General features: G+C 65.4%; 21 protein-coding genes. 9 read left to right on the top strand and 12 right to left on the bottom strand.

Going from position 1 to position 23402, the window contains the following annotated elements; all coding sequences use genetic code 11:
• Positions 1-162: 162 nt before the first annotated feature.
• Positions 163-1329: an acyl-CoA dehydrogenase family protein gene (locus tag ACSHT2_RS14450; RefSeq protein ID WP_061877093.1), complete on the top strand. Its 1167-nt coding sequence runs from the start codon at positions 163-165 to the stop codon at positions 1327-1329.
• A 33-nt stretch (positions 1330-1362) separates the two neighbouring features.
• Here the strand turns inward: ACSHT2_RS14450 and ACSHT2_RS14445 are convergent, their stop codons facing one another.
• From ACSHT2_RS14445 to ACSHT2_RS14405, 9 genes are all read right to left on the bottom strand, one after another.
• On the bottom strand, positions 1363-2937 hold the full coding sequence (locus tag ACSHT2_RS14445) for an AMP-binding protein (protein ID WP_440642155.1): 1575 nt from the start codon (positions 2935-2937) through the stop codon (positions 1363-1365).
• Between the two features lie 33 nt (positions 2938-2970).
• Entirely contained in the window at positions 2971-3606 is a 636-nt protein-coding gene (gene upp / locus ACSHT2_RS14440) for a uracil phosphoribosyltransferase (protein WP_028181158.1), read from the bottom strand.
• Positions 3607-3770: 164 nt separating this feature from the next.
• Positions 3771-3899 (bottom strand): hypothetical protein, encoded by a 129-nt coding sequence (locus ACSHT2_RS14435; RefSeq protein ID WP_319327977.1) that lies wholly within the window; start codon positions 3897-3899, stop codon positions 3771-3773.
• Positions 3900-4119: 220 nt separating this feature from the next.
• Positions 4120-4308 (bottom strand): hypothetical protein, encoded by a 189-nt coding sequence (locus tag ACSHT2_RS14430; protein ID WP_440642154.1) that lies wholly within the window; start codon positions 4306-4308, stop codon positions 4120-4122.
• Positions 4309-4420: 112 nt separating this feature from the next.
• Positions 4421-4819 (bottom strand): hypothetical protein, encoded by a 399-nt coding sequence (locus tag ACSHT2_RS14425; protein WP_440642153.1) that lies wholly within the window; start codon positions 4817-4819, stop codon positions 4421-4423.
• 24 nt (positions 4820-4843) lie between these two features.
• A complete protein-coding gene (dapA, locus tag ACSHT2_RS14420; protein WP_440642152.1) occupies positions 4844-5761 on the bottom strand; it encodes a 4-hydroxy-tetrahydrodipicolinate synthase in 918 nt (305 codons plus the stop codon).
• A 23-nt stretch (positions 5762-5784) separates the two neighbouring features.
• Complete coding sequence (locus ACSHT2_RS14415; RefSeq protein WP_440642151.1) at positions 5785-6036, bottom strand: hypothetical protein; 252 nt, start codon at positions 6034-6036, stop codon at positions 5785-5787.
• A gap of 138 nt (positions 6037-6174) precedes the next feature.
• A complete protein-coding gene (locus tag ACSHT2_RS14410; RefSeq protein ID WP_440642150.1) occupies positions 6175-6453 on the bottom strand; it encodes a hypothetical protein in 279 nt (92 codons plus the stop codon).
• A gap of 10 nt (positions 6454-6463) precedes the next feature.
• Positions 6464-6931, bottom strand: a complete 468-nt coding sequence (locus tag ACSHT2_RS14405) for a hypothetical protein (protein ID WP_440642149.1) — start codon at positions 6929-6931, stop codon at positions 6464-6466.
• Positions 6932-7540: 609 nt separating this feature from the next.
• On the opposite strand from ACSHT2_RS14405, the gene ACSHT2_RS14400 reads away from it, so the two are divergent.
• From ACSHT2_RS14400 to ACSHT2_RS14375, 6 genes are all read left to right on the top strand, one after another.
• Positions 7541-7630 carry a K(+)-transporting ATPase subunit F gene (locus ACSHT2_RS14400; protein ID WP_239626727.1) on the top strand — a complete coding sequence of 30 codons (90 nt, stop codon included), beginning with the start codon at positions 7541-7543 and terminating at the stop codon, positions 7628-7630.
• Positions 7631-7743: 113 nt separating this feature from the next.
• Positions 7744-9447: a potassium-transporting ATPase subunit KdpA gene (gene kdpA, locus ACSHT2_RS14395; protein ID WP_440642148.1), complete on the top strand. Its 1704-nt coding sequence runs from the start codon at positions 7744-7746 to the stop codon at positions 9445-9447.
• A gap of 24 nt (positions 9448-9471) precedes the next feature.
• Entirely contained in the window at positions 9472-11589 is a 2118-nt protein-coding gene (gene kdpB, locus ACSHT2_RS14390; RefSeq protein ID WP_440642147.1) for a potassium-transporting ATPase subunit KdpB, read from the top strand.
• Between the two features lie 183 nt (positions 11590-11772).
• A complete protein-coding gene (locus ACSHT2_RS14385) occupies positions 11773-12378 on the top strand; it encodes a K(+)-transporting ATPase subunit C (protein WP_440642146.1) in 606 nt (201 codons plus the stop codon).
• A 123-nt stretch (positions 12379-12501) separates the two neighbouring features.
• Positions 12502-15225 (top strand): DUF4118 domain-containing protein, encoded by a 2724-nt coding sequence (locus ACSHT2_RS14380; RefSeq protein WP_440642145.1) that lies wholly within the window; start codon positions 12502-12504, stop codon positions 15223-15225.
• Positions 15222-15911 (top strand): response regulator, encoded by a 690-nt coding sequence (locus ACSHT2_RS14375; RefSeq protein WP_440642144.1) that lies wholly within the window; start codon positions 15222-15224, stop codon positions 15909-15911. Before ACSHT2_RS14380 ends, ACSHT2_RS14375 begins: the two co-directional genes overlap by 4 nt.
• 236 nt (positions 15912-16147) lie before the next feature.
• On the opposite strand, the gene ku is transcribed toward ACSHT2_RS14375, so the two are convergent.
• Positions 16148-17032: a non-homologous end joining protein Ku gene (ku, locus tag ACSHT2_RS14370; RefSeq protein ID WP_440642143.1), complete on the bottom strand. Its 885-nt coding sequence runs from the start codon at positions 17030-17032 to the stop codon at positions 16148-16150.
• 116 nt (positions 17033-17148) lie between these two features.
• Between ku and ligD the strand changes: the two genes are divergently transcribed.
• On the top strand, positions 17149-19836 hold the full coding sequence (gene ligD, locus ACSHT2_RS14365) for a DNA ligase D (protein WP_440642142.1): 2688 nt from the start codon (positions 17149-17151) through the stop codon (positions 19834-19836).
• A 113-nt stretch (positions 19837-19949) separates the two neighbouring features.
• Here the strand turns inward: ligD and ACSHT2_RS14360 are convergent, their stop codons facing one another.
• The gene (locus tag ACSHT2_RS14360; RefSeq protein WP_074117325.1) at positions 19950-20114 is read right to left on the bottom strand and encodes a DUF3309 family protein; all 165 of its coding nucleotides are present in this window, start codon (positions 20112-20114) and stop codon (positions 19950-19952) included.
• Positions 20115-20294: 180 nt separating this feature from the next.
• Here ACSHT2_RS14360 and ACSHT2_RS14355 point away from each other — a divergent pair, with 180 nt between their 5' ends.
• Complete coding sequence (locus tag ACSHT2_RS14355) at positions 20295-20612, top strand: polyhydroxyalkanoic acid system family protein (protein ID WP_440642141.1); 318 nt, start codon at positions 20295-20297, stop codon at positions 20610-20612.
• A 2-nt stretch (positions 20613-20614) separates the two neighbouring features.
• Here ACSHT2_RS14355 and treY read toward each other — a convergent pair whose 3' ends face one another.
• Positions 20615-23401 carry a malto-oligosyltrehalose synthase gene (gene treY / locus ACSHT2_RS14350; protein WP_440642139.1) on the bottom strand — a complete coding sequence of 929 codons (2787 nt, stop codon included), beginning with the start codon at positions 23399-23401 and terminating at the stop codon, positions 20615-20617.
• Position 23402: the final 1 nt, after the last annotated feature.

Raw genomic sequence — 23402 nt, 5'->3', positions numbered from 1 at the left:
ACACACTTCACGGATAAATTCACGTATCTGTGCGCAGTTTTTCGAGCTAAAGAACGCGAGCGAAGGCACGCCCGGGCGCAGCAAGCGGCCACGGCCTTCGCGTGGGGAACGCGAAAGAAGGGAGATGGCGCGGCCGCTTCTCCCAAGAAGGAGATCGAGAACATGGATTTCGCGCTCACCGATCAGCAGGAAGCCATACGCGACGCCGTCGCCAAGATCTGCGAGGGCTTTCCCGATGCTTACTGGCTGAAGAAAGACCACGACGGCGGCTTCCCGCACGACTTCCACAAGGCACTGGCGGACGCCGGCTGGCTCGGCATCTGCGTGCCGGAAGAATATGGCGGCTCGGGGCTCGGCATCACCGAGGCCGCGGTCATGATGCGCACCATCGCGGAGTCGGGTGCCGGCATGTCCGGCGCCTCCGCCGTGCACATCAACGTGTTCGGCCTCAACCCCGTCGTCGTGTTCGGCACGGAAGAACAGCGCAGGCGCATGCTGCCGCCGATGGTCGAAGGCCGCGAGAAGGCGTGCTTCGCCGTCACCGAGCCCAATACCGGCCTCAACACCACGCAGCTCAAGACCCGCGCGGTCGCCAAGAACGACCGCTACATCGTCAACGGCCAGAAGGTGTGGATCTCGACCGCGCAGGTCGCGCACAAGATCCTGCTGCTGGCGCGCACCACGCCGCTGGAAGAGGTGCGCTCGCCCACCCACGGCCTCAGCCTGTTCTATACCGATTTCGACCGCAACAGGATCAAGGTCCACGAGATCGAGAAGATGGGCCGTAAGATCGTCGATTCCAACGAGCTGTTCTTCGAGGACTTTGAAATTCCGATGGAGGACCGGATCGGCGAAGAGGGCAAGGGCTTCGAGTACATCCTCGAAGGCATGAACCCCGAGCGCATCCTGATTGCCGCGGAAGCGGTCGGCCTCGGCAAGCTCGCGCTGTCGCGCGCCACCGAATACGCCAAGACCCGCGTCGTGTTCAATCGTCCGATCGGCAAGAACCAGGGTATCCAGCATCCGCTCGCAGTGAACTGGGTCGAGCTCGAGGCCGCCTGGCTGATGGTGATGTCGGCGGCGTGGCAATACGACAAGGGCATGCCGTGCGGCGCCGCCGCCAACGCCGCGAAATATCTCGCAGGCGAAGCGGGCTTCTCGGCCTGCGAGCAGGCGGTGATGACCCATGGCGGCTTCGGCTATGCCAAGGAATTCCACGTCGAGCGCTACTTGCGCGAAGTGCTGATCCCGCGCATCGCGCCGGTCAGCCCGCAGCTCGCGCTCAGCTTCATCGCGGAAAAGGTGCTGGGGCTGGCGAAGTCGTACTGAACGAGTCTTGTGGCGCAAACCAAATAGGGCTGCCTATTCGGCGGCGATCCGCTCCATCGCCATGGCACGAAGCCTGGCGCGCTGGATCTTGACGCCGTTGGCGCTGTCGGTGACGGGGAAGGCGTCCACCACATAGATCCGCGCCGGCACCTTATAGCCGGCGAGCCGCTCGCGCAGGCGTGCGACCAGCGTCTCCTGCATTGGCGGCTGCTTTGCCGGGATCACGAAGGCGACGCAGCGCGCCTGGCCCTTCAGATCGACTGCAACCACCTGGGCGTCGGCAACGCCGGTGCACGATTTGAGCTCGTCCTCGATCTCGCCGGGCGCGACCAGGAAACCGCCGAGCCGCATTGCATCGCCGGCGCGGGTCTCGTAGGCGAAGGAGCCGTCGCCGCGCAGCCGGCCGATGTCCCCGGTGCGGAAGAACCCGTCCGCGGTGATCGCATCGCGCGTCGCATCCGGGTTGTTGAAATAGCCGAGAAAGCGCGAGGGCGCGCTGATCTCGATCTCGCCGGAAGCGCCGAACGACGCAAGCTCGCCGGTCTCGGTGTCGCGCACGCGCACCTTCGCGTCGGCCGACATCGGCCAGCCGCCACCCTCGATGCGGTCGGCGAAGGCATCGCCGGGGCGGGCGATCGAGAACAGGGCCTGCACCTCGCTCGAGCCGTAGAGGCCATAGAGTGGCGTGCCGCGCGCTTCAGCCTCCGCGGCCAGCTCGCGCCAGCCGGGCTGAAACGCGGCGAAGCCGCAGACCTCGAGATCCGGAAATGGGCGTGGCGCATCGGTGAGGGCGAGAATGCGCCGGAACATCTCGTCCGAGCCGAACGTGTGTGTGATCCTGCACTCGCCCAGGATCTTCAGGGCCGGCGCCGCCTCGAAGGCGTCGAGCACATGAATGGTCGCGCCCGCGGCGATGAAGCCGAGCAGGCTGGTCATGCCGAAGGTGCCGCAGAACGGCAGCATGGCCAGCAGCGAATGACGCTGGTGATCGAGTTGGAGCGCGTGGGCGACGGAGGCGGCGTGCGTCGCCAGCGTCCGCTGCGAATGTGCGACGAGCTTCGGCCCCTTGGTGGTGCCCGACGTCGTGTAGAGCAGGACCGGCAGGTCGAGATCATCCTGCGCCGCAGGGGCGGGCGGATAGGGCCTGTCGAAGGCATCGAACCGCACGCAGGGCCAGTGCGCCGGGATCGCATCCGCGCCGACCACGGCAAGCTTTTGCAGCGCGGGCACCTCGGCCTTGGCGATATCGGCGAGGATGGCGGCAAAGTCGATCGAGCGGAAAGCGGCCTCGACCACCATCAGCCTGGCAGCGGACACCTTGAGCAGGTGCGCGACTTCCGCGCTGCGGTAGCGCGTGTTGACGGCGGCGACGACCGCGCCGAGCCGCGCGGCGGCGAACAGCAGTGCCAGCCATTCGATCCGGTTGACCAGCCAGACCGCGACGACGTCGCCCTTGCCGATGCCTTGGGCCGAAAGCCAGGCGGCGGTCTGCTCGACCTTCGTCGAGAATTCCGCGCGAGAGACGGGTGTGCCGTCGAATACCAGGGCAGGATCGGCAGCGGTTTCGATCCGGATCAGTGATTGCAGCGAAAAATCGTTGGTGCTCATGGCAACCGAAGTAACCCGATCGCGCCAAGCTGTCTACTTGGTGCCGAACATCCGGTCGCCGGCATCGCCCAGGCCCGGCACGATGTAGCCGTGGTCGTTGAGCCGCTCGTCGATCGCGGCGGTCCAGATCGGCACGTCGCCATGCTCGCTCTGAAACTGGGCGATGCCCTCGGGCGCGGCCAGAAGGCAGACGAAACGGATGTCGCGGGCGCCGCGCGCCTTGAGCAGGGAGGCGCCGGCGCAGGCAGAGTTGCCAGTTGCCAGCATCGGATCCATCAGGATCACGGTGCGGTCGGACAGATCCTGCGGCGCCTTGAAGTAATATTCCACGGCCTGCAACGTCTCGGGGTCGCGGTAGAGCCCGATATGGGCGATGCGCGCCGAAGGCATCAAGGCGAGCATGCCGTCGAGGAAGCCGACGCCGGCACGCAGGATCGGCGCCAGCGTGAGCTTCTTGCCGGCGATCTTGGGTGCCCGCATCGGCGCGATCGGCGTCTCGATCTCGACCAGCTCCAGCGGCAGGTCACGCGTCACCTCGTAGCAGAGCAGCATCCCGATCTCGTTCAGGATCTCGCGAAAGCTCTTGGTCGAACGGTCCTTCTCCCGCATCAGGGAGAGCTTGTGCTGGACCAGGGGGTGGACGACGACGTTGACGTTGCTGGTGCTCATGAAATCGATCTACACGCTTCCGTGAAACTGCGCCAGATCGGGTTGGCCTTTTCCGCGGGATAGCTGGCTTCAACCGGGCCTCGCCACCGCGCTGCGTTCTCGGTTGCTCGCCTCGTAGGCAGCATGGTCAGCTCGCGATCGATCGCGGTACGAGCTCGGACGAGCTAGACTCCAAGCCCCCGCGCCACCAGCGTGATCACGAGCGTCAGGATGCCGCCCCAGACCAGGCTCAGCGTCATCGTCAGAATGGTCACGGCGACTGCCTGCTCCAGCGTTCCCTTGAAGGGCTGCATGCTACCCGTCCGAGGCCGGATTCGCAGTGATGTGCATCCCCAGCAGCAATGAGCCCATCAATGCGACCAGGATGACGATCTTGAGTTCGATCATGTCGTTACCTCGCAAGGCGTGCCGGGCGCCGCTTCACCCGATCCAGCCATCGCGCCGCCAGCGCGACCAGCGGATTGCCCTCGTTCGTGAGGTCGAGCTCGAAGGTCTCGGCCGGAAGCCCGCCGGTCAGGCGGGGAGATGCCAGACATGGATTGCGGTTCTCAGCGCGATCAGCGCGGTGAGCACGCTGCCCATCGAGAGCAGGGCAAGCGCCTGGAGCGCGATACGCTTGAGCTGGGTCTTGCGCGCTTCGGAGATGCGCGCCGTGCGTTCGGCCCCGAAGGGCCGGTTAAAACCATGTGTCAGGATCGACATCGTGGAAGTCCTCGTCCTTGGCGCAGCGAGACGGCCGCTCCAATCTGCCGGTTATGATGTCCATCGTTGCGTAGGATTGCGAGATGAGCGCCGGCGCGCTCGCATAGGAATATCATAAGGATGCGGATCCTCGCGCCGGCAGCCCTCTGAAGAGATCGGGGTTCCGCTGCGGTCGCGGGGCCTGAGACGGCGCGGGATCCGTATGCGTGATCCCGACCGCTGCGGCAAAGGCGAGGCGCAGCCGCGGCGCTTCGATCTGCTTGCAGAAGCGGTCCAGGATGTCCGCTGCGTTCTGTAGCTGCCCGCTGATGGCTGCGCAGAGCTGGGAACTGCTTCGCCGGAAGAAGTGGAACGTCTCGTCGCCGGTGCGCCGTCCGCCGAGGCGATCGAGCTCCGCCGCGAGCGCTGCAACGTTGAGCCTGTCGCACTCATCTTGCGTCACGGCAAAGCGCAGCAGCGCCAGTTTCCAGGCGTTGAGCAGCCTGTAAGATCCATCGAGCGGGTTGAGCATGCAATTCCGGGCGGCCTCTGCGCATCACGCTCCGACGCCGTCGATCAATTCTTCGTCGGCGATCGCAGCGAATGCGCGCACCACGCCTCTCTGCGCGGCTGCGTTCAGCGGCACGATAGGAAGCCTGGTGGCTGCCGACATCAAGCCAATGACGTTGAGAGCGTATTTGAGCGCGGCCGGACTTTCCCTGGACAGGCAGGCGATGAGCGGGATCAGGCGCTGGTGCAGATAACGGGCGGATTGCAGCCGGCCCTGCCTGAGATGTGAGAAGATCGTGCGACAGAGATCCGGCGCGATGTTGGCGACTTCCGAGATGGCGCCGTCGCCGCCGTCTGCGATGAAGCCGAACGCGGTGGCGTCGTCGCCGGAGAGAAAGCGAAAGCTTGCCGGCAGGTTGCGGGACAGCCGCATCGGACGGGTGATGTCACCACTCCCGTCGCGCAGCCCGACGAACTGGCGGGACTCGACCAGACGCAGAAGCGTCTCGTCGGCAAGCGGCCGCAGCGTGCGGGAGGGATTATCGTGCAGGATCACGGGCAGTCCGATCGCGCCGGCGATGGTACGGAAATGCGCGAGCATGCCCTCCTGCATCGGCTTGTTGTAGGCGGGCACGACCGACATGACGGCATCGGCGCCAGCGGCCTCTGCGCGCCGCGCAAGCTCGATGGCGTGGCTGGTTGCGTTGGAGACCGCGCCAGCGATGACCCGCACGCGGCCGCGGGCGACGTCGACCGCGGTGCGAATGACGAGCTCCTGCTCGGCCGGCGAAAGCGTCGGCGCTTCCCCGGCCGTCTCGCAGACCACGATGGCGGGAACGCCGGCCGCGACCTGCCGCTCGCAGAGCGCGGCGAATGCCTTGAGATCGATCGCATCTGCCGCGTCGAACGGGGTCGGCAGGTCTGGAATGAATCCGGTGAACCAGGCGGCGGGAGGGACGAGCATGGTTTTCCCCTGTTGGCGCCGGCTCAGGCGGCGCGTTGCGAGACGTCGCCCGGATGCTTGCCCATGTCGAGCTCGATCTCGCGCGGCAGCTCGACGATGGTCTCGGGGTGCTGTCCGTTCTCGAACAGCGCATATTTGACGGCCTGGGCGCGGCTGACGAACAGGCCGCCGTAAAGGCCGTTCTGTTCCTGGGCGACCCATTGTCCCCGGCGGTTCCTGCCGATGAAGACGATGGTCGAAGGCGAGCTGCACGAGGGAGGTTCGACGAGTTTCACGGGTTTGATCCTTCTGAACGACGCCGGCTCGGGACGCATGTCCTTGCCGGCGCGCTCAATATCCTCAGTCGCGAATATGATTTCGAGGGCGGCTGCGCAGCGATCTCATAGGAAGATCATAAAGCCGGCAGTGCGACGTCAGGCCGGATCATTGACGATGTGGACCAGCGCGAACAGCGCGCCGAAGGCGACAGCTTCGTCCCAATGATTGAGTGCAGCCCCGAACAACGGCTCCCGCCTGACGAGGCTGGCGAGCGCGCACAGGATGATCGACATCCAGAGCAGGACGGCAAGGCTCCGGCCAAAGCCGACGCTGCCAAATGCGGCAAAGCCAATGAGCAGCGCGAGGCGGACGGCGAAACGCGCGATCACGCGCAACGGGCTCAGCGTGCGCGGCATGTCCGGAGCTTGCGGCATGGCGTCGGATCTAGCCGAAATTGTCGCAGACGACCGGCTCGCAGAGCGGATCCGGGACGGGACGGACGGAAGGAACGCTCGGCCGCGACACATCCACCGCCAGCGCCCGCACATCGAGGAACGCCGACAGCAGGGCGAGCGCGAGGTCGGCATGGCGCGCCTCGACCGCGGCATCGAGCCAGTCAGGCAGCTCGCGCTCGCGCGACAGTGCGCAATGCCACTCGCCCTCGTCATAGGCGATGCGGCGGACCTGCCACATTGGCAGCTCCAGCTCCAGCAGCGCCAGCGCCGCATCGGCCCATGCCTCGGCGTCGATCAGGCGCGCGAGGCGTGCGGTGCGCCCGCTCTGTCCGAGCGCGGGGATGCGCCGGCAGACGTGACCGATGATGTCGAGCATCAACGGCCGCGTCATCGCCTGCGCATTGCGCAATCGGTCGCCGAGTGATGGCGGATCGTAGCGTCGGAGAGCAGCGGTCATGTCAGGCCTCCTGGAGTTGGTGTCGGTCAGTCGGCCGGCCTCTCCAAGATGGCTGGAAGGACATTTGAAAACGAGATGAGGGCGAGGCAGAAGATATAGGGATGTCATAGGTGTACGGACCCCTCCGCGTAGTGCGATCGTCTCCCGGCTCTCGTCTTCGCCGAGGGTGGAGGCTTACAGAAGCAGGGCTTTTCGAAAGACTGTGGCCTCTGCCCGCTGTAATAATTGCCGGCGAAAATGGGTGGATGGCGTCGCTGCGCGGCCTGCTCGATACAACCGCCCGCAATGGATCGTCGATGTCACGTGGCCGCCCGCCCGCGACGTGCCGGCCTTTATGAGATTCCTATAACATCGCCATAGGCCTCATCTCGAAAACCTATGTGCGCGGTGGCACCTGATCGCCATCAAGTTCCCGGTCGGGAGAGGCGCGCATTGCACGCGCTTGTAAGAGGCCGGACGCCGGAATCGAGGGACGGGTCATGCCGGATACCGTCTCGCACTGAGGAGTATCGTCATGATGGACATTCTGATGGTGGCGCTTGCCATCGCCTTCTTCGCGCTCGCGATCGGTTACACCTACGCCTGCGAACGGCTGTGACGGAGCGGACCATGATCTTCGACTATACGCTCGCCGGCGCCGTCTCGTTCGGCCTCCTGGTCTATCTCACCTACGCACTGCTGCGGCCCGAGCGGTTCTGACGCCGTGCTGCTGCTTGTCGAATTGCTGCTGGCCGACGCTGCGCTCGTCGCGGGCCTGCTTGCGTTGCTCCTGCCGCTCTTGCGCCGGACCCAAAGCCTGAAGGGTTAATGCCATGACTGTCATCGGTTGGCTCCAGATCATTCTTTATTGTGCGATTGTCGTCGCGCTGGCCAAGCCGCTCGGCTGGTACATGACGCGCGTGTTCAACGGCGAGCGCACGTTCCTGTCGCCCGTCCTGCGCCCGATCGAGGCCGGCATCTATTGGATCTCCGGTGTCGACGAGAAGCGGGAGCAGCACTGGATGACCTACACGGTCGCCATGCTGTTGTTCCATGTCGGCGGATTCCTCATCATCTACGGCCTGATGCGGCTCCAGGCCATGCTGCCCTTTAATCCGGCCGGGCAGTCCGCGGTCGCCGAAGATCTATCGTTCAACACCGCGATGTCCTTCATCACCAACACCAACTGGCAGAATTACGGCGGCGAGAGCACGTTGTCCTATCTGACCCAGATGGTCGGCCTCACGCACCAGAATTTCCTGTCGGCGGCGACCGGCATCGTGCTCGCGGTCGCGCTGATCCGCGGCTTTGCCCGCGCCTCGATGCGCACCGTCGGCAATTTCTGGGTCGATGTGACCCGCTGCACGCTCTACGTCCTGCTGCCGATCTGCATCGTCTACGCGCTGTTCCTGGTGTCGCAGGGCATGCCGCAGACGCTCGGGGCCTATGTCGAGGCGACCACGCTCGAAGGCGCGAAGCAGACCATCGCGGTCGGCCCGGTCGCCTCGCAGGTCGCGATCAAGATGCTCGGCACCAATGGCGGCGGCTTCTTCAACGCCAATGCGTCGCACCCCTTCGAGAACCCGACCGCGCTGTCGAACTTCGTGCAGATGCTGTCGATCTTCGCGCTCGGCGCGGCGCTCACCAATGTGTTCGGCCGCATGGTCGGCAACCAGCGTCAGGGCTGGGCGATCCTCGCCGTGATGGGCGTGCTGTTCATTGCCGGCGTCGGCGTCTGCTATTGGGCGGAAGCCAGCGGCACCTCGACCATGCATGCGCTGGGCCTGACCGGCGGCAACATGGAAGGCAAGGAGGTCCGCTTCGGCATCGTCGCGTCCTCTCTGTTCGCCGTGATCACCACGGCCGCCTCCTGCGGTGCCGTCAACGCCATGCACGACAGCTTCACCGCGCTCGGCGGCATGATTCCGCTGATCAACATGCAACTCGGCGAGATCATCGTCGGCGGCGTCGGCGCCGGCATGTACGGCATGCTGCTGTTCGTCATCCTCGCGATCTTCGTCGCGGGCCTGATGGTCGGCCGCACGCCGGAATATGTCGGCAAGAAGATCGAGGCGCGCGAGGTCAAGATGGCGATGCTCGCCATTCTCGTCCTGCCGCTGATGATCCTCGGCTGGACCGCCGTCGGCGTGGTCTATCCGGCGGCAGTCGCCTCCATGGCGAATGCCGGACCGCACGGCTTCACCGAAGTGCTGTACGCCTTCACCTCGGGGACGGGTAACAACGGCTCGGCCTTCGCGGGCCTCACCGGCAACACCTTCTTCTACAATCTCACGCTCGCCAGCGCGATGTTCGTCGGCCGCTTCTTCATGATCGTGCCGGCGATGGCGATCGCGGGATCGCTCGCGGCCAAGAAATCGATCCCGCCGTCGATGGGCACGTTCCCGACCACCGGAGGCCTGTTCGTCGGCCTCGTCGTCGGCGTCATCCTGATCATGGGCGGCCTGACCTTCTTCCCGGCGCTCGCGCTCGGCCCGATCGTCGAGCATCTGGCGATGAACGCCGGCAACCTGTTCTGATCCAGCTTTTTCGGAGTGACCTCCATGGAATCTGTCCATAAACCCAACAAGCGCATGCCGGTCTCGGCGATGCTGGATCCCAAGATCGTGATGCCCGCGATCGGCGCGGCCTTCGCCAAGCTCGACCCGCGCGCCATGATCAAGAACCCGGTCATGTTCGTGGTCGAGATCGTCGCCGCGCTCACCACGGTGATCTTCCTGCGCGATCTCCTGACCGGCGGGGAAAATCTCGGCTTCACCTTCCAGATCATCCTCTGGCTGTGGTTCACCGTGCTGTTCGCCAACCTTGCTGAAGCAGTAGCCGAGGGCCGCGGCAAGGCGCAGGCCGAGACGCTACGCAAGACCCGCACCGAGAGCCAGGCCAAGCTGCTGAGCGGCGCAGGCCGCGACTTCAGGCTCGTATCAGGCACGAGCCTGAAGGTCGGCGATCTCGTGCTGGTCGAGGCGGGCGACACGATCCCCTCGGACGGTGAAGTGATCGAGGGCGTCGCCTCCGTCAATGAAGCCGCCATCACCGGTGAATCGGCGCCCGTGATCCGCGAATCCGGCGGCGACCGCTCGGCGGTGACCGGCGGCACGCAGGTGCTGTCGGACTGGATCCGCGTCCGCATCACGGCAGCCCAGGGCTCGACCTTCATCGACCGCATGATCAAGCTGGTCGAGGGTGCCGAGCGGCAGAAGACGCCGAACGAGATCGCGCTCAACATTCTGCTCGCCGGCCTCACCATCATCTTCGTGTTCGCCACCGTGACGATCCCGAGCTACGCGGCCTATGCCGGCGGCTCGATCTCGGTGATCGTGCTGGTGGCGCTGTTCGTGACGCTGATCCCGACCACGATCGGGGCGCTGTTGTCGGCGATCGGCATCGCCGGCATGGACCGCCTGGTCCGCTTCAACGTGCTGGCGATGTCGGGCCGCGCGGTCGAAGCCGCCGGAGATGTCGACACGCTGCTGCTCGACAAGACCGGCACCATCACGCTCGGCAACCGGCAGGCGACCGCGTTCCGCCCCGTCCGCGGAGTGACCGAGCAGGAGCTGGCAGACGCAGCCCAGCTCGCCTCGCTCGCCGACGAGACCCCGGAAGGCCGCTCCATCGTCGTGCTGGCGAAGGAGAAGTATGGCATCCGCGGCCGCGACATGGCGGAGTTGGGGGCCACCTTCATCCCGTTCACGGCGCAGACGCGCATGAGTGGCGTCGATGCCGGCGGCTCGTCGGTGCGCAAGGGTGCGGTCGATGCCATGCTGAACTATGTCGGCGGCGGCGCTCCGAGCGCGGTCGCTTCCGGCAACACGGCGCGGTCGATGCAGTCTGCCGCGCTTTCCGAGCTCGGCCGCGAGATCCAGGCGATTGCCGATGACGTGTCGAAGTCCGGCGGCACGCCGCTTGCTGTCGCCAGGGACGGCAAGCTGCTCGGGATCGTCCAGCTCAAGGACATCGTCAAGGGTGGCATTCGCGAGCGCTTCGCCGAGCTGCGCCGCATGGGTATCCGCACCATCATGATCACCGGCGACAATCCGATGACGGCCGCCGCCATCGCCGCGGAAGCCGGCGTCGACGACTTCCTGGCGCAGGCAACCCCCGAGGACAAGCTCAAGCTGATCCGCGACGAGCAGGCCAAGGGCAAGCTGGTCGCCATGTGCGGCGACGGCACCAATGATGCGCCGGCGCTCGCCCAGGCCGATGTCGGTGTCGCCATGAACACCGGCACCCAGGCCGCCCGCGAGGCCGGCAACATGGTCGACCTCGACTCCAACCCGACCAAGCTGATCGAGGTGGTCGAGATCGGCAAGCAGCTCCTGATGACGCGCGGTGCGCTGACGACGTTCTCGATCGCCAATGACCTCGCCAAGTATTTTGCGATCATCCCGGCGATGTTCCTGGCGTTCTACCCGCAGCTCAACGTGCTCAACGTCATGAACCTGTCGAGCCCGCAGAGCGCCATCCTGTCGGCGATCATCTTCAACGCGCTTGTCATCATTGCGCTGATCCCGCTCGCGCTGAAGGGTGTCGCCTATCGCGCGGTCGGTGCCGGCGCGCTGCTCCGGCGCAACCTGCTGATCTATGGCCTGGGCGGAATCGTCATTCCCTTCATCGGCATCAAGGCGATCGACCTCCTGGTGACCGCCTTGCATCTGGCCTGACATGTCATCGCGAGCGACGAGGCGATTCTGCCAGACCCTCATCCTGAGGAGCGCGGAACGCGCGTCTCGAAGGATGAAGGCCCGGCTGGTGGCCTCGCCCTTCGAGACGCCGCGCAGGCGCGGCTCCTCAGGGTGAGGGTCCGGCTTCCCAGCTCACAGTGACAGAATAATTGGAGACTCAACATGCTCAGAGAAATCCGCCCCGCCATCGTCCTCTTGCTGGCGCTCACCGCCATCACCGGTCTTGCCTATCCGCTCGCGATGACCGCCATTGCCGGAACGTTGTTTCCCGTGCAGGCGCAGGGCAGCCTGATCGAAAAGGACGGCAAGGTGATCGGCTCCGCCCTGATCGGGCAGGAATTCAAGGACGACAAGTACTTCCACGGCCGCCTCTCGGCGACGCTTGCGCCGGACCCGAATGATTCGACCAAGACGGTGTCGGCCCCCTACAACGCCGCCAATTCGGGCGGCTCCAACCTCGGTCCGACCAGCAAGGTGCTGGCCGACCGGTTGAAGGAGGACGTGGACAAGCTGAAGGCCGAGAATCCGAACGCGGCCGTGCCGGTCGACCTGGTGACGACCTCGGCCAGCGGCCTCGACCCGAACATTTCGCCGGAAGCGGCGCAATTCCAGGTGCCGCGCGTGGCGAAGGCGCGGAATCTGCCTGAGGATCAGGTCAAACAGCTTGTGACCGCCAACACCGAAGGCCGTCTGCTCGGCCTGCTCGGCGAACCCAGGGTTAACGTTCTGGCGCTGAATCTCGCGCTCGATCGCATCGCCGCGAAGTAGCAGTCTAGGCTCGCAGCGCGCGGATGATTATATTCGATGGGGAAGCCTTCCTCTCGCTCTCCCCGTTTGCGGGGAGGGGCGAAATGACAGGCGGAGAACGTAACGGATAGACAAGCCGTCCTGATGGTCCGAGAGCGCCGCGACCCCGAACAACGTCCATCCCCGGAGGCACTGCTGGAAGCGGCGCGCCGGGAGGAGAGCGTGAGCGGCAAACTGAAGATCTTCGTCGGCGCCGCTCCCGGCGTCGGCAAGACCTACGAGATGCTGCAAAGCGCCCATGCCAAGCGCAAGGCCGGCATCGATGTCGTGGTCGGGTTCGTCGAGACTCATGGCCGCGCCGAGACCGAGGCGCTGGTGCGCGGCCTCGAAGTGGTCCCGCGCAAGAGGCTGGAGTACCGCGGCCAGATTGTCGAGGAGATGGATCTCGACGCGGTGATCGCGCGGCGGCCGCAGATTGCGCTGGTCGACGAGCTCGCCCACACCAATGCGCCCCTTTGCCGCCATCCCAAGCGCTATCTCGACGTCGAGGAGCTGCTCTCCCACGGCATCGATGTCTATACCGCCGTCAACATCCAGCACATCGAGAGCCTGAACGACGTCGTCGCCCAGATCACCCATGTCCGGGTGCGCGAGACCGTGCCGGATTCGGTGTTCGACCGCGCCGATGCGATCGAGCTGATCGACCTCACGCCAGACGATCTGATCCTCCGGCTGAAGGAGGGCAAGGTCTATGTGCCCAAGCAGGCCGAGCGGGCGCTGGAGCATTATTTCTCGCCGGGCAACCTCACCGCGCTCCGTGAGCTCGCACTGCGGCGCACCGCCGAACGGGTCGACGAGCAGCTTCTCAATCACATGCAGGCGAATGCGATTTCCGGGCCCTGGGCCGCGGGCGAGCGCATCCTCGTCTGTGTCAGCGAGGATGCACGCGCCGCCGGTCTCGTGCGCTACACCAAGCGGCTGGCCGACCGGCTGCATGCGCCGTTCACCGCGATCTCGATCGAGACGCGGCGATCCCTGCAATTGTCCGACGAGGAGCGCGATCGGCTGGCCGACACGTTGCGGCTGGCGGAAGCTCTCGGCGGCGAAGCGCTGACCATTCCCGCCGTCGGCCGGCGTATTGCCGATGACGTCGTCAATTTCGCGCAAGGCAACAACGTTACCCAGATCGTGATCGGCAAGTCGACGCGCTCGCGCTGGTTCGAGATGACGCGCGGCTCCGTCGTGCACGACCTGGTGCGCAGCGCCGGCAACATCACCGTCCACGTCATCGCCGGTGACCAGCTGCCCGGCGAGGCCGCGCCCAAGACCGCGGTGCAGACCGCTGCGCGCACGGAGCCGTTCAACCCGCTGCCCTATCTGAAGGCGCTCGGGATCGTGCTGATTGGCCTCGGCGCCGCGGAGCTGATCCAGCCCCGTTTCGGCATCGAGAACGTCGACCTCGTGCTGCTGACGGCGGTGGTCGTGGTTGCCGTGCGCTTTGGCTTATGGCCGTCGCTGCTGGCGACCGTCGCGGCTTCCCTGTCCTACAATTTCTTCTTTCTGCCGCCACTCTACACCTTCACGATCACCGACCCGACCAATGTCGCCGCCTTCCTGCTGTTCCTGGTGGTCGCGATGATCGTCTCCAATGTCGCCGCGCGCGTGCGCATCCAGGCCGACACCGCCATCGGCCGGATCAGGATGACCGAGCAGCTTCATGCCTTCAGCCGCAAGCTCGCCGGCACCGCCACGCTCGACGACGTGCTGTGGGCGACCGCCTACCAGATCGCGTTGATGCTGAAGGTGCGCGTGGTGCTGCTGTTGCCGGAGGAGGGCCTGCTCACCGTGAAGTCCGGCTATCCGCCCGAGGATGAGCTCGATCAGGCCGACCTGGCTGCGGCCAACTGGGCCTGGAGCAACGATCGCCCCGCCGGCCGCGGCTCGGACACCTTGCCGGGCGCCAAGCGGCTGTTCCTGCCGATGCGCACCGGGCGCGGCCCGATCGGCGTCATCGGCATCGACAACGACCGCACCGGCCCGCTGCTGACGCCGGACCAGCGCCGGCTGCTCGATGCGCTGGTCGACCAGGGCGCGCTCGCGATCGAACGCGTGCTGCTGGTCGAGGACATGGACCGCGTCAAGCGCACCGTCGAATCCGAGCGACTGCGCTCGGCGCTGTTGACCTCGATCTCGCATGATCTGAAGACGCCGCTCGCCTCCGTGCTGGGGGCGGCCTCCACGATGCGCGATCTCGCCGGCGCCCTCTCCGACACCGAGAAGCGCGACCTGCTCGCCACCGTGATCGACGAATCCGAGCGGCTCAACCGCTTCATTGCCAATCTGCTCGACATGACCAAGCTCGAATCCGGCGCTATCGTGCCCAACACGGCGCGGCACGATCTCGGCGAGATCGTCGGCAGCGCGCTGCGGCGCGCCAGCAAGATTCTCAACGCGCACAAGGTCGAGCTGGTGCTGGCCGCCGATCTGCCGATGCTCCAGCTCGATGCCGTGCTGTTCGAGCAGGTGCTGTTCAATCTGCTCGACAATGCCGCCAAATACTCGCCGTCCGAGACCACGATCTCGATCCGCGGCCGGCGCGAGAGCGGGCATGTCGTGCTCGAGATCGCCGACGAGGGAGCCGGCATTCCGCCTGACGAGCTCGAGAGCGTGTTCGACAAGTTCTATCGCGTGCAGAAAGGCGATCACGTCCGTCCCGGCACCGGGCTCGGGCTCGCCATCTCCCGCGGCTTCGTCGAGGCGATGCGCGGCACGATCTCCGCTGCCAATCGCAGCGAGCGGAGCGGCGCGATCCTCACCATTCGCCTGCCCATCCCGGCAGCGAGCCACGCATTGGATACCGCCGCATGAGCGCTGCTCCGATCAAGGTCCTGGTCATCGACGACGAGCCGCCGATCCGCAAACTGCTGCGGATGGGGCTGACCACGCAGGGCTATGAGATCCTGGAAGCGTCGAACGGCAGGACTGCGCTGGAGAAGCTTGACGAAGGGCCGGCGCTGATCATCCTCGATCTCGGCCTGCCCGACGTTCAGGGGCACGAACTGCTCCGCACCATCCGCGCCCGCAACGAAGCCGTGCCGATCGTGGTGCTGTCGAGCCGCGGCGACGAAGCCGGCAAGGTGCAGGCGCTCGATCTCGGCGCCGACGATTATCTGACCAAGCCGTTCGGCATGGAGGAGCTTTTGGCGCGCCTGCGCGCCGCGCTGCGCCACCAGCTTCAGGTCAAGGGCGAGCGTCCTGTGTTCCGCACCGGCGATCTCTCGGTCGATCTCGTCCGCCGCATCGTCAAGGTCGGCGAGCGCGAAGTGAAGCTTTCGCCGAAGGAGTATGACCTGTTGCGCGTGCTGGTGCAGCACGCCGGCAAGGTGCTCACCCACCGCTTCCTGCTCAATGAGCTCTGGGACGAGTTGACCGACGCGCAATATCTGCGCGTCTACGTCCGCCAGCTCCGCCAGAAGATCGAAGCAGATCCGGAACGGCCGCAATATGTATTGACGGAGACGGGGATCGGCTACCGGTTGAAGGCGGGGGACTAGAGCATGATCCGGAAAAGTGCGCAGCGGTTCTCCGAAAAGATCATGCTTGAACAACAACCTAAAGCGCGATGACGATTCACCCTAATCGCATCGCGCTTTAGCACCGTCAATCGAGCCGTCATGGCCGGGCTTGTCCCGGCCATCCACGTGCATCAGCGCACGGGATAGACGTGGATGCCCGGGTCAAGCCCGGGCATGACGACGGAGGTTGAGGCGCGAGCTCACGTCGAGTCGGATTAGCCCGCCTTCCGGTGCCTCGCCGCCGTCCGGTGCGTCTTCTTCGCGGCGCGATGCCGTCCGGTCGCACGCCGCGGATGTGACTTCGTCGCCGTCTTCTTGCCGCCGCGGCCCTTCAGGCTCTGCTTCAGCGCGTCCATCAGGCTGACGACGTTGCTCGGTCGTTCCTCGGGCTCCGGCAGCTCGATTTTCTTGCCGCTGGCCTTACGCTTCACGAGTGCCTTCAGCGCGTCCTCGTACGCGTCCTTGAATTTGCTGGGGTCGAAATGCGCCGCCTTGGTGCGCAGGATGTGGCCGGCGAGCTCGACCATGTCCTTGGTGATCTTCGGGCTCTTGATGTCGTCGAAGAACTGGTCCTCCTCGCGCAGCTCGTAGGGGAAACGCAGCGTGGTGCCGAGCAGGCCCTTGCCGAGCGGCTCGATCGCCATGACGTGCTCGCGGCTGGTCAGCACGATCTTGGCGAGCGCGACGCGTTCCTCGTCCTTCATGGCGTCGCGGATCACCGCGAAGGCATCGACCGCGGCCTTTCCGTCGGGCGCGATGTAGTAGGGATGGTTGAGGTAGCGCTGGTCGATCTCATCGCGCGGCACGAAGCTCTCGATGTCGATGGTGTGATTGCTCTCGATCTGGACCGCTTCGAGCTCTTCCGGCTCGATCTCCACATATTTGCCCTTGCGCAGCTCGTAGCCGCGGCCCTTCTGGTCGCTCTCGACGACGTCACCGGTCTCGGAATCGATCATCTGCTGCTTGAGCCGGTTCCCGGTCTCGCGGTTGATCAGGTGAAACCGCGTCTTCTCGGCCGCCGTGGTCGCCGGATAAAGCACGACCGGGCAACTGACCAGCGACAGCTTCAACGTTCCCTTCCAATAGGCGCGCGGGGCCATTCCGTTCTCCAGCGTTTTCAAGGCGTTTTGGAACCCCAACCGTCCCATAGGGTTTTGGTTCCGGGCGGGACTTTCGCCGTGATAGGCTCAATGCCGAAAGAGAAGCGGGACCGGTCGTGCTGCAAAAACTCTCCACTTACCGACAGAAGCGGGATTTCGAGAAGACGCCCGAGCCATCGGGCAAGACCGCAGTAGTGCCATCGAAACAGCGACGCTTCGTGATTCAGAAGCACGACGCGAGCCGGCTGCATTACGACCTCAGGCTCGAATTTGACGGCGTGTTCAAGTCCTGGGCGGTGACGAAAGGACCCTCGCTCGATCCGCACGACAAGCGGCTGGCAGTCGAGGTGGAAGACCATCCGCTCGACTATGGCGATTTCGAAGGCACGATTCCGGAAGGGCAATATGGCGGCGGCACGGTGATGCTGTGGGACCGCGGCACGTGGGAATCGGATGATCCGGAAGCCGGTTTCAAGAAGGGCGACCTCAAGTTCACCCTGCATGGCGAGAAGCTGCACGGAAGCTGGGTCCTGGTGCGCATGCGCAACGACCGCACCGGCGGCAAGCGCACCAACTGGCTCCTGATCAAGCATCGTGACGAATATGTCCGCGAAGGCGCGGACAACGACATTCTCGAGCAGGACAAGTCCGTCGCCTCCGGCCGCGCGATGGAGCAGATCGCCGAAGGCAAGGGCCGCGCGCCAAAGCCGTTCATGCTGGCCAAGGGCGCCAAGGGTCCCAAGGGCAAGGCCGATGCAATCTGGCAATCCAACCGTGCCGAGGAGATCAAAGGGCGCACGGTCAAGCCGGCGCCGCGCACCGTGCTGAAGGGCGGCAGAGCGGCGAAGAAGAGCGCCACGGCGGCGACGAGCGCCAAGAAAGTCGCGGAGATGCCGGATTTCGTCGCGCCGCAGCTCTGTACGCTGGTGGAGCGGCCGCCGTCCGACCAGGGCTGGTGCCACGAGATCAAGTTCGACGGCTACCGGGTGCAGCTCCGGGTCGAGGACGGCGAGGCGACGCTGAAGACGCGCAAGGGTCTCGACTGGACCGGCAAGTTCGCCTCCATTGCCGAGGAGGCGGCCGCGCTGCCGGACGTGATGATCGACGGAGAGATCGTCGCGCTCGACCACAATGGCGCGCCGAACTTCTCCTCGCTTCAGGCTGCGTTGTCCGATGGCAAGACCGACGAGCTGATCTTCTTTGCCTTCGATCTTCTGTTCGCCGAAGGCCAGGACTACCGCCGGCTGCCGCTCGAGGAGCGCAAGGCGCAGCTGAAGAAGCTGCTGGAAGCGCGCAAGCGGAAATCGAGCCAGATCCGCTATGTCGAGCATTTCGAGAGCGGCGGCGATGCCGTGCTGAAATCTGCCTGCAAGCTCGAGCTCGAAGGCGTGGTGTCGAAGAAGCTGAACGCGCCGTATCGTTCCGGCCGGACCGAGAGCTGGGTCAAGTCGAAATGCCGCGCCGGCCACGAGGTGGTGATCGGCGGCTACAAGACCACCAACGGCAAGTTCCGCTCGCTGATGGCCGGCGTTCAGCGCAGCGATCATCTCGCCTTTGTCGGCATGGTCGGCACCGGCTTCGGCGCGGACAAGGTCAAGCGCATCATGCCTGCGCTGAAAGCCGTAGCGGCCAGGGAAAGCCCGTTCGGCGGCAAGAATGCGCCGAAGAAGACCCGCGACGTGCACTGGCTGAAGCCGGAGCTCGTCGCCGAGATCGAATTCGCCGGCTTCACCGCCGACGGCAATATTCGCCAGGCGGCGTTCAAGGGATTGCGGCAGGACAAGCCGGCCGAGGAGGTCGAGGCGGAGACGCCTGTCGATACCGAGCTCGCCAAGCCCTCCGCCAGGAAGGCGGCGCGCACGAAGGCGAGCCGGCAATCGAAGCAGGCGGCTCAAAATGCCGAGGTCATGGGTGTCGTCATCTCCAAGCCGGACAAGGAGCTCTGGCCCGACGACGGCGATGGCGGCGTCGTCACAAAGCTGGACCTTGCCCGCTATCTCGAAGCCGTCGGCGAATGGATGATCGTGCACCTCAAGGGCCGGCCGTGTTCGCTGATCCGCGCGCCGGACGGCATCAGGGGCGAATGCTTCTTCCAGCGCCATGCGATGCAGGGGACGTCGAGCCTTCTGGAGCTCGCAAGAGTCTCCGGCGACCGCAAGCCCTACCTTCAGATCGACCGGATCGAGGGGCTCGCCGCCGTGGCGCAGATCGGCGGCGTCGAGCTGCATCCCTGGAATTGCGCGCCCTATGCTTACGACACGCCGGGCCGGCTGGTGTTCGATCTCGATCCCGCGCCCGACGTGGACTTCGCCGACGTCGTCGAGGCGGCCAGGGAGATGCGGCAGCGGCTGAGCGATATCGGCATGGACAGCTTCTGCAAGACCACGGGCGGCAAGGGCCTGCACGTCGTGGTGCCGTTGCTCTACGGCGCCCGTGATAAGGTAAGCTGGAAGGAGGCCAAGGCGTTCGCGCAGGGCGTCTGCCAGTGGATGGCCGACGACGATCCCGAACGATACCTGATCAACATGTCGAAGAAGCTGCGCAAGGGAAAGATCTTCCTGGATTATCTGCGCAACGACCGCATGTCGACCGCGGTCGCCCCGTTGTCGCCACGGGCGCGCGCCGGGGCCACGGTATCGATGCCGCTGACCTGGGCGCAGGTGAAGAGCGATCTCGATCCCAAGCGCTACACGCTGCGCACCGTGCCGGGCCTGTTGCCACGATCGAAAGCATGGGAGGGTTATGACGATGCCGCCGTTTCGATCAAGGCGGCGATGAAGAAGCTGGCCGGGAAGGTGAAGTAGGCGCTTTCCAAAACGTCACTCCGGGCTGCGCGAAGCGCAGACCCGGAATCCAGCAGTTTATGGCGCGGGGTACCGGGTTCGCGCGTGCGTGCTCCCCGGAAGAACCGCTCCGACTAGATCCGCCCCATCAGCAGCAGGATCAGCAGGATGATGATGACGAGCCCGAGGCCGCCGCCGCCGTAATAGCCGGTGCCGTAGAACGGCCCGCCGCCGATGCCGCTGAAGCCGCCCAGCAGGGCGATGATCAGGATGATCAGAATGATTGTGCCGATTGACATGCGAATCTCCTCCAGCCCTTTGTTGAAAGGGTCGTTTGCATCTATCCCGTCGTGCGGGTGCAACTTGCCGCAGGTTGTAAAGTTCCCGCGTTGAAACAAGTCCGAGGGTCCAACTTGCATGGAACCTTTGTGGGCCCAGCGGGCATGACTATGTTGATGAGCCATCACTGGACAGGGACCATGTCAGCACCGCTTGTCGTTTCCATCCCACATCGTCTCGGCCGCGAGGAGGCGGTGCGCCGGCTCAAGACGGGGCTTGGCCGCGCCGCTGCAAGCATTCCCGTGATGCAGGTCGAGGAGGAACGCTGGAGCGGCGACAGCATGAACTTTCGCATCCGCGCGCTCGGGCAGATCGCGACCGGCCAGGTCGACGTCGCCGACGACCATGTGAAGGTCGAGGTGGTGCTGCCCTGGCTGTTGCAGCGCTTTGCCGAGATGGCGCAGGCGACGATCAGGAAGCGCTGCCAATTGCTGCTGACCAAGGACGAGGGAAAGTAACTTCAGGCGCGTACGCGCCGCCGCGATGGCCTGATGGCATTTGCGGTTCGGGCCTCGATGACCGAGGCGGGACAATCGCGGAACGCCTGCGCGAGCGGCAAGTCGTTCCCGGCAAGGCCGGGCACGGTGTAGCCCGTGACGTCGATCGTCGCGTCCAGGCGCTCCGGCGCGGGCCATTCCCGGCCCGCCTGGGTGAATGGCGCGAACTGACGCCCGACCGCGACAATCGCGGCTGCGCGGCCATGGCGACGGGCGAAGGCGACGACATGGTCGGCATGTGCGCCCCGGACCTCCAGCGGCTGGTAGTCGCCCTGCGTGAAGACGTCGGCAAGCTCGTTGCGCAGCTTGAGGAGTTGCCGCGTCCAGGCCAGCTTGAGCCGGCCATCCGGCCAGGACTTGATCAGGCCACTCCAGTCCGGAGCTTCCAGTGAGGTCAGCGCCGCGTGGCGCGCGGCAAAGTCGACCGGGCGGCGGTTGTCGGGATCGACCAGCGACAGGTCCCAAAACTCGGTGCCTTGATAGAAGTCCGGCACGCCCGGCAGAGTCGCCTTGAGCGTGAGCTGGCTCAGCGAATTCAACGTGCCGAGCAGTGCGACGCGGCGAGCCAGCGTTTGCAATGCCTCCAGGAACTCAGTGGACCGGGCGGGGTCGAGGATCTTCTCGATGAAGTCCCGTATGCCGCTCTCATAGGCTTCGTGCGGGTTGAGCCAGCTCGTCTCCTCCTTGCCCTCGCGCGCGGCCTTGAGGGCATAGGCCTGGATCCGTTCGACGAAAGCGGCATCCGCCGGCTCCTGGAGCGGCCAGGCGCCGAGCAGGGTCTGGTAGAGCATGTATTCGAACGTCGCCGACGGCGCGCGGAAACTGCCCTGGTGTGCGAGATGCGGTGCGTTCAACACTTTCCAGCGTGCCACCGCGCTGGTCCATTCGCCGGGAATCTCACTCAGCGCCGCGATGCGCGTGCGGGCATCCTCGCCGCGCTTGGTGTCGTGGGTGGCCGTTGCGGTCATGCCTTGCGGCCATTCCCTGGCGCGCGTCTGCATGGCCTGGTGGAAGGCGGGAATGGTAAGGCCGGTGCTCGCGGGATCGCCGCCGACCTCGTTCAGCGCAAGCAGCCGGTGGAATTGATAGAACGCGGTGTCCTCCAGCGACTTCGCCATCATCGGCCCGGTGAATTGCTGCACCTTCAGCGCGAAGCGGCGCACGCGCGGGGCGCTGTGCGGGGGACGGCCGGGCTTGAGCAGGTCCATGGTGAGGGCGTCGCGCAGGAAGTCGAAGATGCCTTCGTCGGCGGCAAACCACTCCCCGCGGGCGCGCTCGATGGTATCCTCGATCAGCTTGCGGTCAGGTGCCGTTGGGCCGCTGTGCGTCAGGTAGGTGCGATAGACCGGGAAATGCAGCACATAGAGCTCGAGCGCCTGTCGCAGGCTGTCGGCTGAGAAGTCCCGTGTCGAGTAATGCCCGTTGGCGATGCGCGCGAGCAGACGCGACAGCACGGTGAATTCGCTGGCGAGCAACGTCTCCAGCACCCGCCGCTTGGCGTCCTTGACGTAAGGCGCAAGCCGCGGCGGCCGGTTGCTGATCTGCCGCCAGGTCTCGTCCAGCGCTTCGAGGCCTTTGGGATCGACCAGCACGTGGGTGATGACGTTCATCCATTCATAGCCCGTGGTGCCCTGGACGCCGGCGAAATGCGACAGGCGCTCGTGCTCGCACAGGATCTTTTCGATCACCGTATAGAACGGCTTTGTGTTGCCCTGGGCGTCGCGCACCAGCCGGCGCAAACGCTGGCAGTATTGTGCGGGGTCGCGCAGGCCGTCGATGTGATCGAGCCGGATTCCCTGCAATTTGCCGTCGGCGATGAGTTGCTTCACCAGCCGGTGCGTGGCGGCAAATGTGCCGGGATCCTCGACGCGCAGTCCGGCGAGCCCGTTGACGTCGAAGAAGCGGCGATAGTTGATGTCGCTGGAGGCAAGCCGCCAGTGCCCGAGCTTGTAGTGCTGGCGCTCCAGGAGATGATGCAGCGTCAGCGTCTGCGCCGGGCGGTCCTTGCCGGCGCGATAGGCGGCAAGGCCGCGACCGATGAGGTCGGCGGCGCCCGCGATCTCCTTGAGCTCGGTCTTGAAGCCGGGAGCTTCCTTGCGATTGGGACGGCGCAGCCCGGTGTAGCGGGTCGCGAGTGACAGCAGGCGCCTGCCGGGCTCCGTTTCCGCCGCGTCCGCCTCCTTGACGATCACGCGCAGAATTTCGCCATAGCGCTCCGGTGCGATCGGCAGGCGATGCTCGAAATACCAGGCCGAAAGGCTTCCCTCATCGGGATCGTAGCGCAGCTCGATGTCGCCGCGCTCCAGCGCCTCGCCGTAGGACGAGCCGAGGATCGGCAGCAGCACGCCGCCGCGGGCGCGAAAGGCCAGTTGATCCCAGTCGATGTCGAAGGAAGCGGCGTGCGGCGAGGCCTGGCCCCATTCCAGCACGTCGAGCCACCAGGGATTGTCGGCGAAATGCACGCCGACATGGTTGGGCACGAAATCGATGATGAGCCCGAGGTCGTGCTTGATCAGCGCCTCGCTCAGTCGCGCGAAGCCGGCCTCGCCACCGAGCTCGGGATTGAACTGGCTGTGATCGACGGTGTCGTAGCCGTGGGTCGAGCCCTTGCGCGCCTTCATCACCGGCGAGGCGTAGAGATGCGTGATCCCCAGCGCTTTGAGGTAAGGCACGATCGCGGCTGCCTTGTCGAAGTCGAAATCCGCGGTGAGCTGAAGCCGGTAGGTCGCGAGCGGAATGGCAGGAGGCATC

This window comes from Bradyrhizobium sp. PUT101 (genome assembly GCF_052043945.1).
Classification (GTDB): domain Bacteria; phylum Pseudomonadota; class Alphaproteobacteria; order Rhizobiales; family Xanthobacteraceae; genus Bradyrhizobium.
The sequence above is the reverse complement of the archived record's forward strand: the minus strand, read 5'-3'. Positions and strand labels throughout refer to the sequence as shown.

Excerpts from the sequence above, each read along its gene's own strand:
- kdpB (WP_440642147.1), top strand. The coding sequence starts at position 9,472 with ATGGAATCTGTCCATAAACCCAACAAGCGCATGCCGGTCTCGGCGATG.
- ACSHT2_RS14405 (WP_440642149.1), bottom strand. The coding sequence starts at position 6,931 with ATGACCGCTGCTCTCCGACGCTACGATCCGCCATCACTCGGCGACCGA.
- ACSHT2_RS14375 (WP_440642144.1), top strand. The coding sequence starts at position 15,222 with ATGAGCGCTGCTCCGATCAAGGTCCTGGTCATCGACGACGAGCCGCCG.
- ACSHT2_RS14430 (WP_440642154.1), bottom strand. The coding sequence starts at position 4,308 with ATGTCGATCCTGACACATGGTTTTAACCGGCCCTTCGGGGCCGAACGC.
- ACSHT2_RS14400 (WP_239626727.1), top strand. The coding sequence starts at position 7,541 with ATGATCTTCGACTATACGCTCGCCGGCGCCGTCTCGTTCGGCCTCCTG.
- ACSHT2_RS14435 (WP_319327977.1), bottom strand. The coding sequence starts at position 3,899 with ATGCAGCCCTTCAAGGGAACGCTGGAGCAGGCAGTCGCCGTGACCATT.
- ku (WP_440642143.1), bottom strand. The coding sequence starts at position 17,032 with ATGGCCCCGCGCGCCTATTGGAAGGGAACGTTGAAGCTGTCGCTGGTC.
- ACSHT2_RS14380 (WP_440642145.1), top strand. The coding sequence starts at position 12,502 with ATGGTCCGAGAGCGCCGCGACCCCGAACAACGTCCATCCCCGGAGGCA.
- ACSHT2_RS14445 (WP_440642155.1), bottom strand. The coding sequence starts at position 2,937 with ATGAGCACCAACGATTTTTCGCTGCAATCACTGATCCGGATCGAAACC.
- ACSHT2_RS14450 (WP_061877093.1), top strand. The coding sequence starts at position 163 with ATGGATTTCGCGCTCACCGATCAGCAGGAAGCCATACGCGACGCCGTC.
- upp (WP_028181158.1), bottom strand. The coding sequence starts at position 3,606 with ATGAGCACCAGCAACGTCAACGTCGTCGTCCACCCCCTGGTCCAGCAC.
- ACSHT2_RS14360 (WP_074117325.1), bottom strand. The coding sequence starts at position 20,114 with ATGTCAATCGGCACAATCATTCTGATCATCCTGATCATCGCCCTGCTG.
- ACSHT2_RS14385 (WP_440642146.1), top strand. The coding sequence starts at position 11,773 with ATGCTCAGAGAAATCCGCCCCGCCATCGTCCTCTTGCTGGCGCTCACC.
- ACSHT2_RS14355 (WP_440642141.1), top strand. The coding sequence starts at position 20,295 with ATGTCAGCACCGCTTGTCGTTTCCATCCCACATCGTCTCGGCCGCGAG.
- dapA (WP_440642152.1), bottom strand. The coding sequence starts at position 5,761 with ATGCTCGTCCCTCCCGCCGCCTGGTTCACCGGATTCATTCCAGACCTG.
- ACSHT2_RS14425 (WP_440642153.1), bottom strand. The coding sequence starts at position 4,819 with ATGCTCAACCCGCTCGATGGATCTTACAGGCTGCTCAACGCCTGGAAA.
- ACSHT2_RS14410 (WP_440642150.1), bottom strand. The coding sequence starts at position 6,453 with ATGCCGCAAGCTCCGGACATGCCGCGCACGCTGAGCCCGTTGCGCGTG.
- treY (WP_440642139.1), bottom strand. The coding sequence starts at position 23,401 with ATGCCTCCTGCCATTCCGCTCGCGACCTACCGGCTTCAGCTCACCGCG.
- kdpA (WP_440642148.1), top strand. The coding sequence starts at position 7,744 with ATGACTGTCATCGGTTGGCTCCAGATCATTCTTTATTGTGCGATTGTC.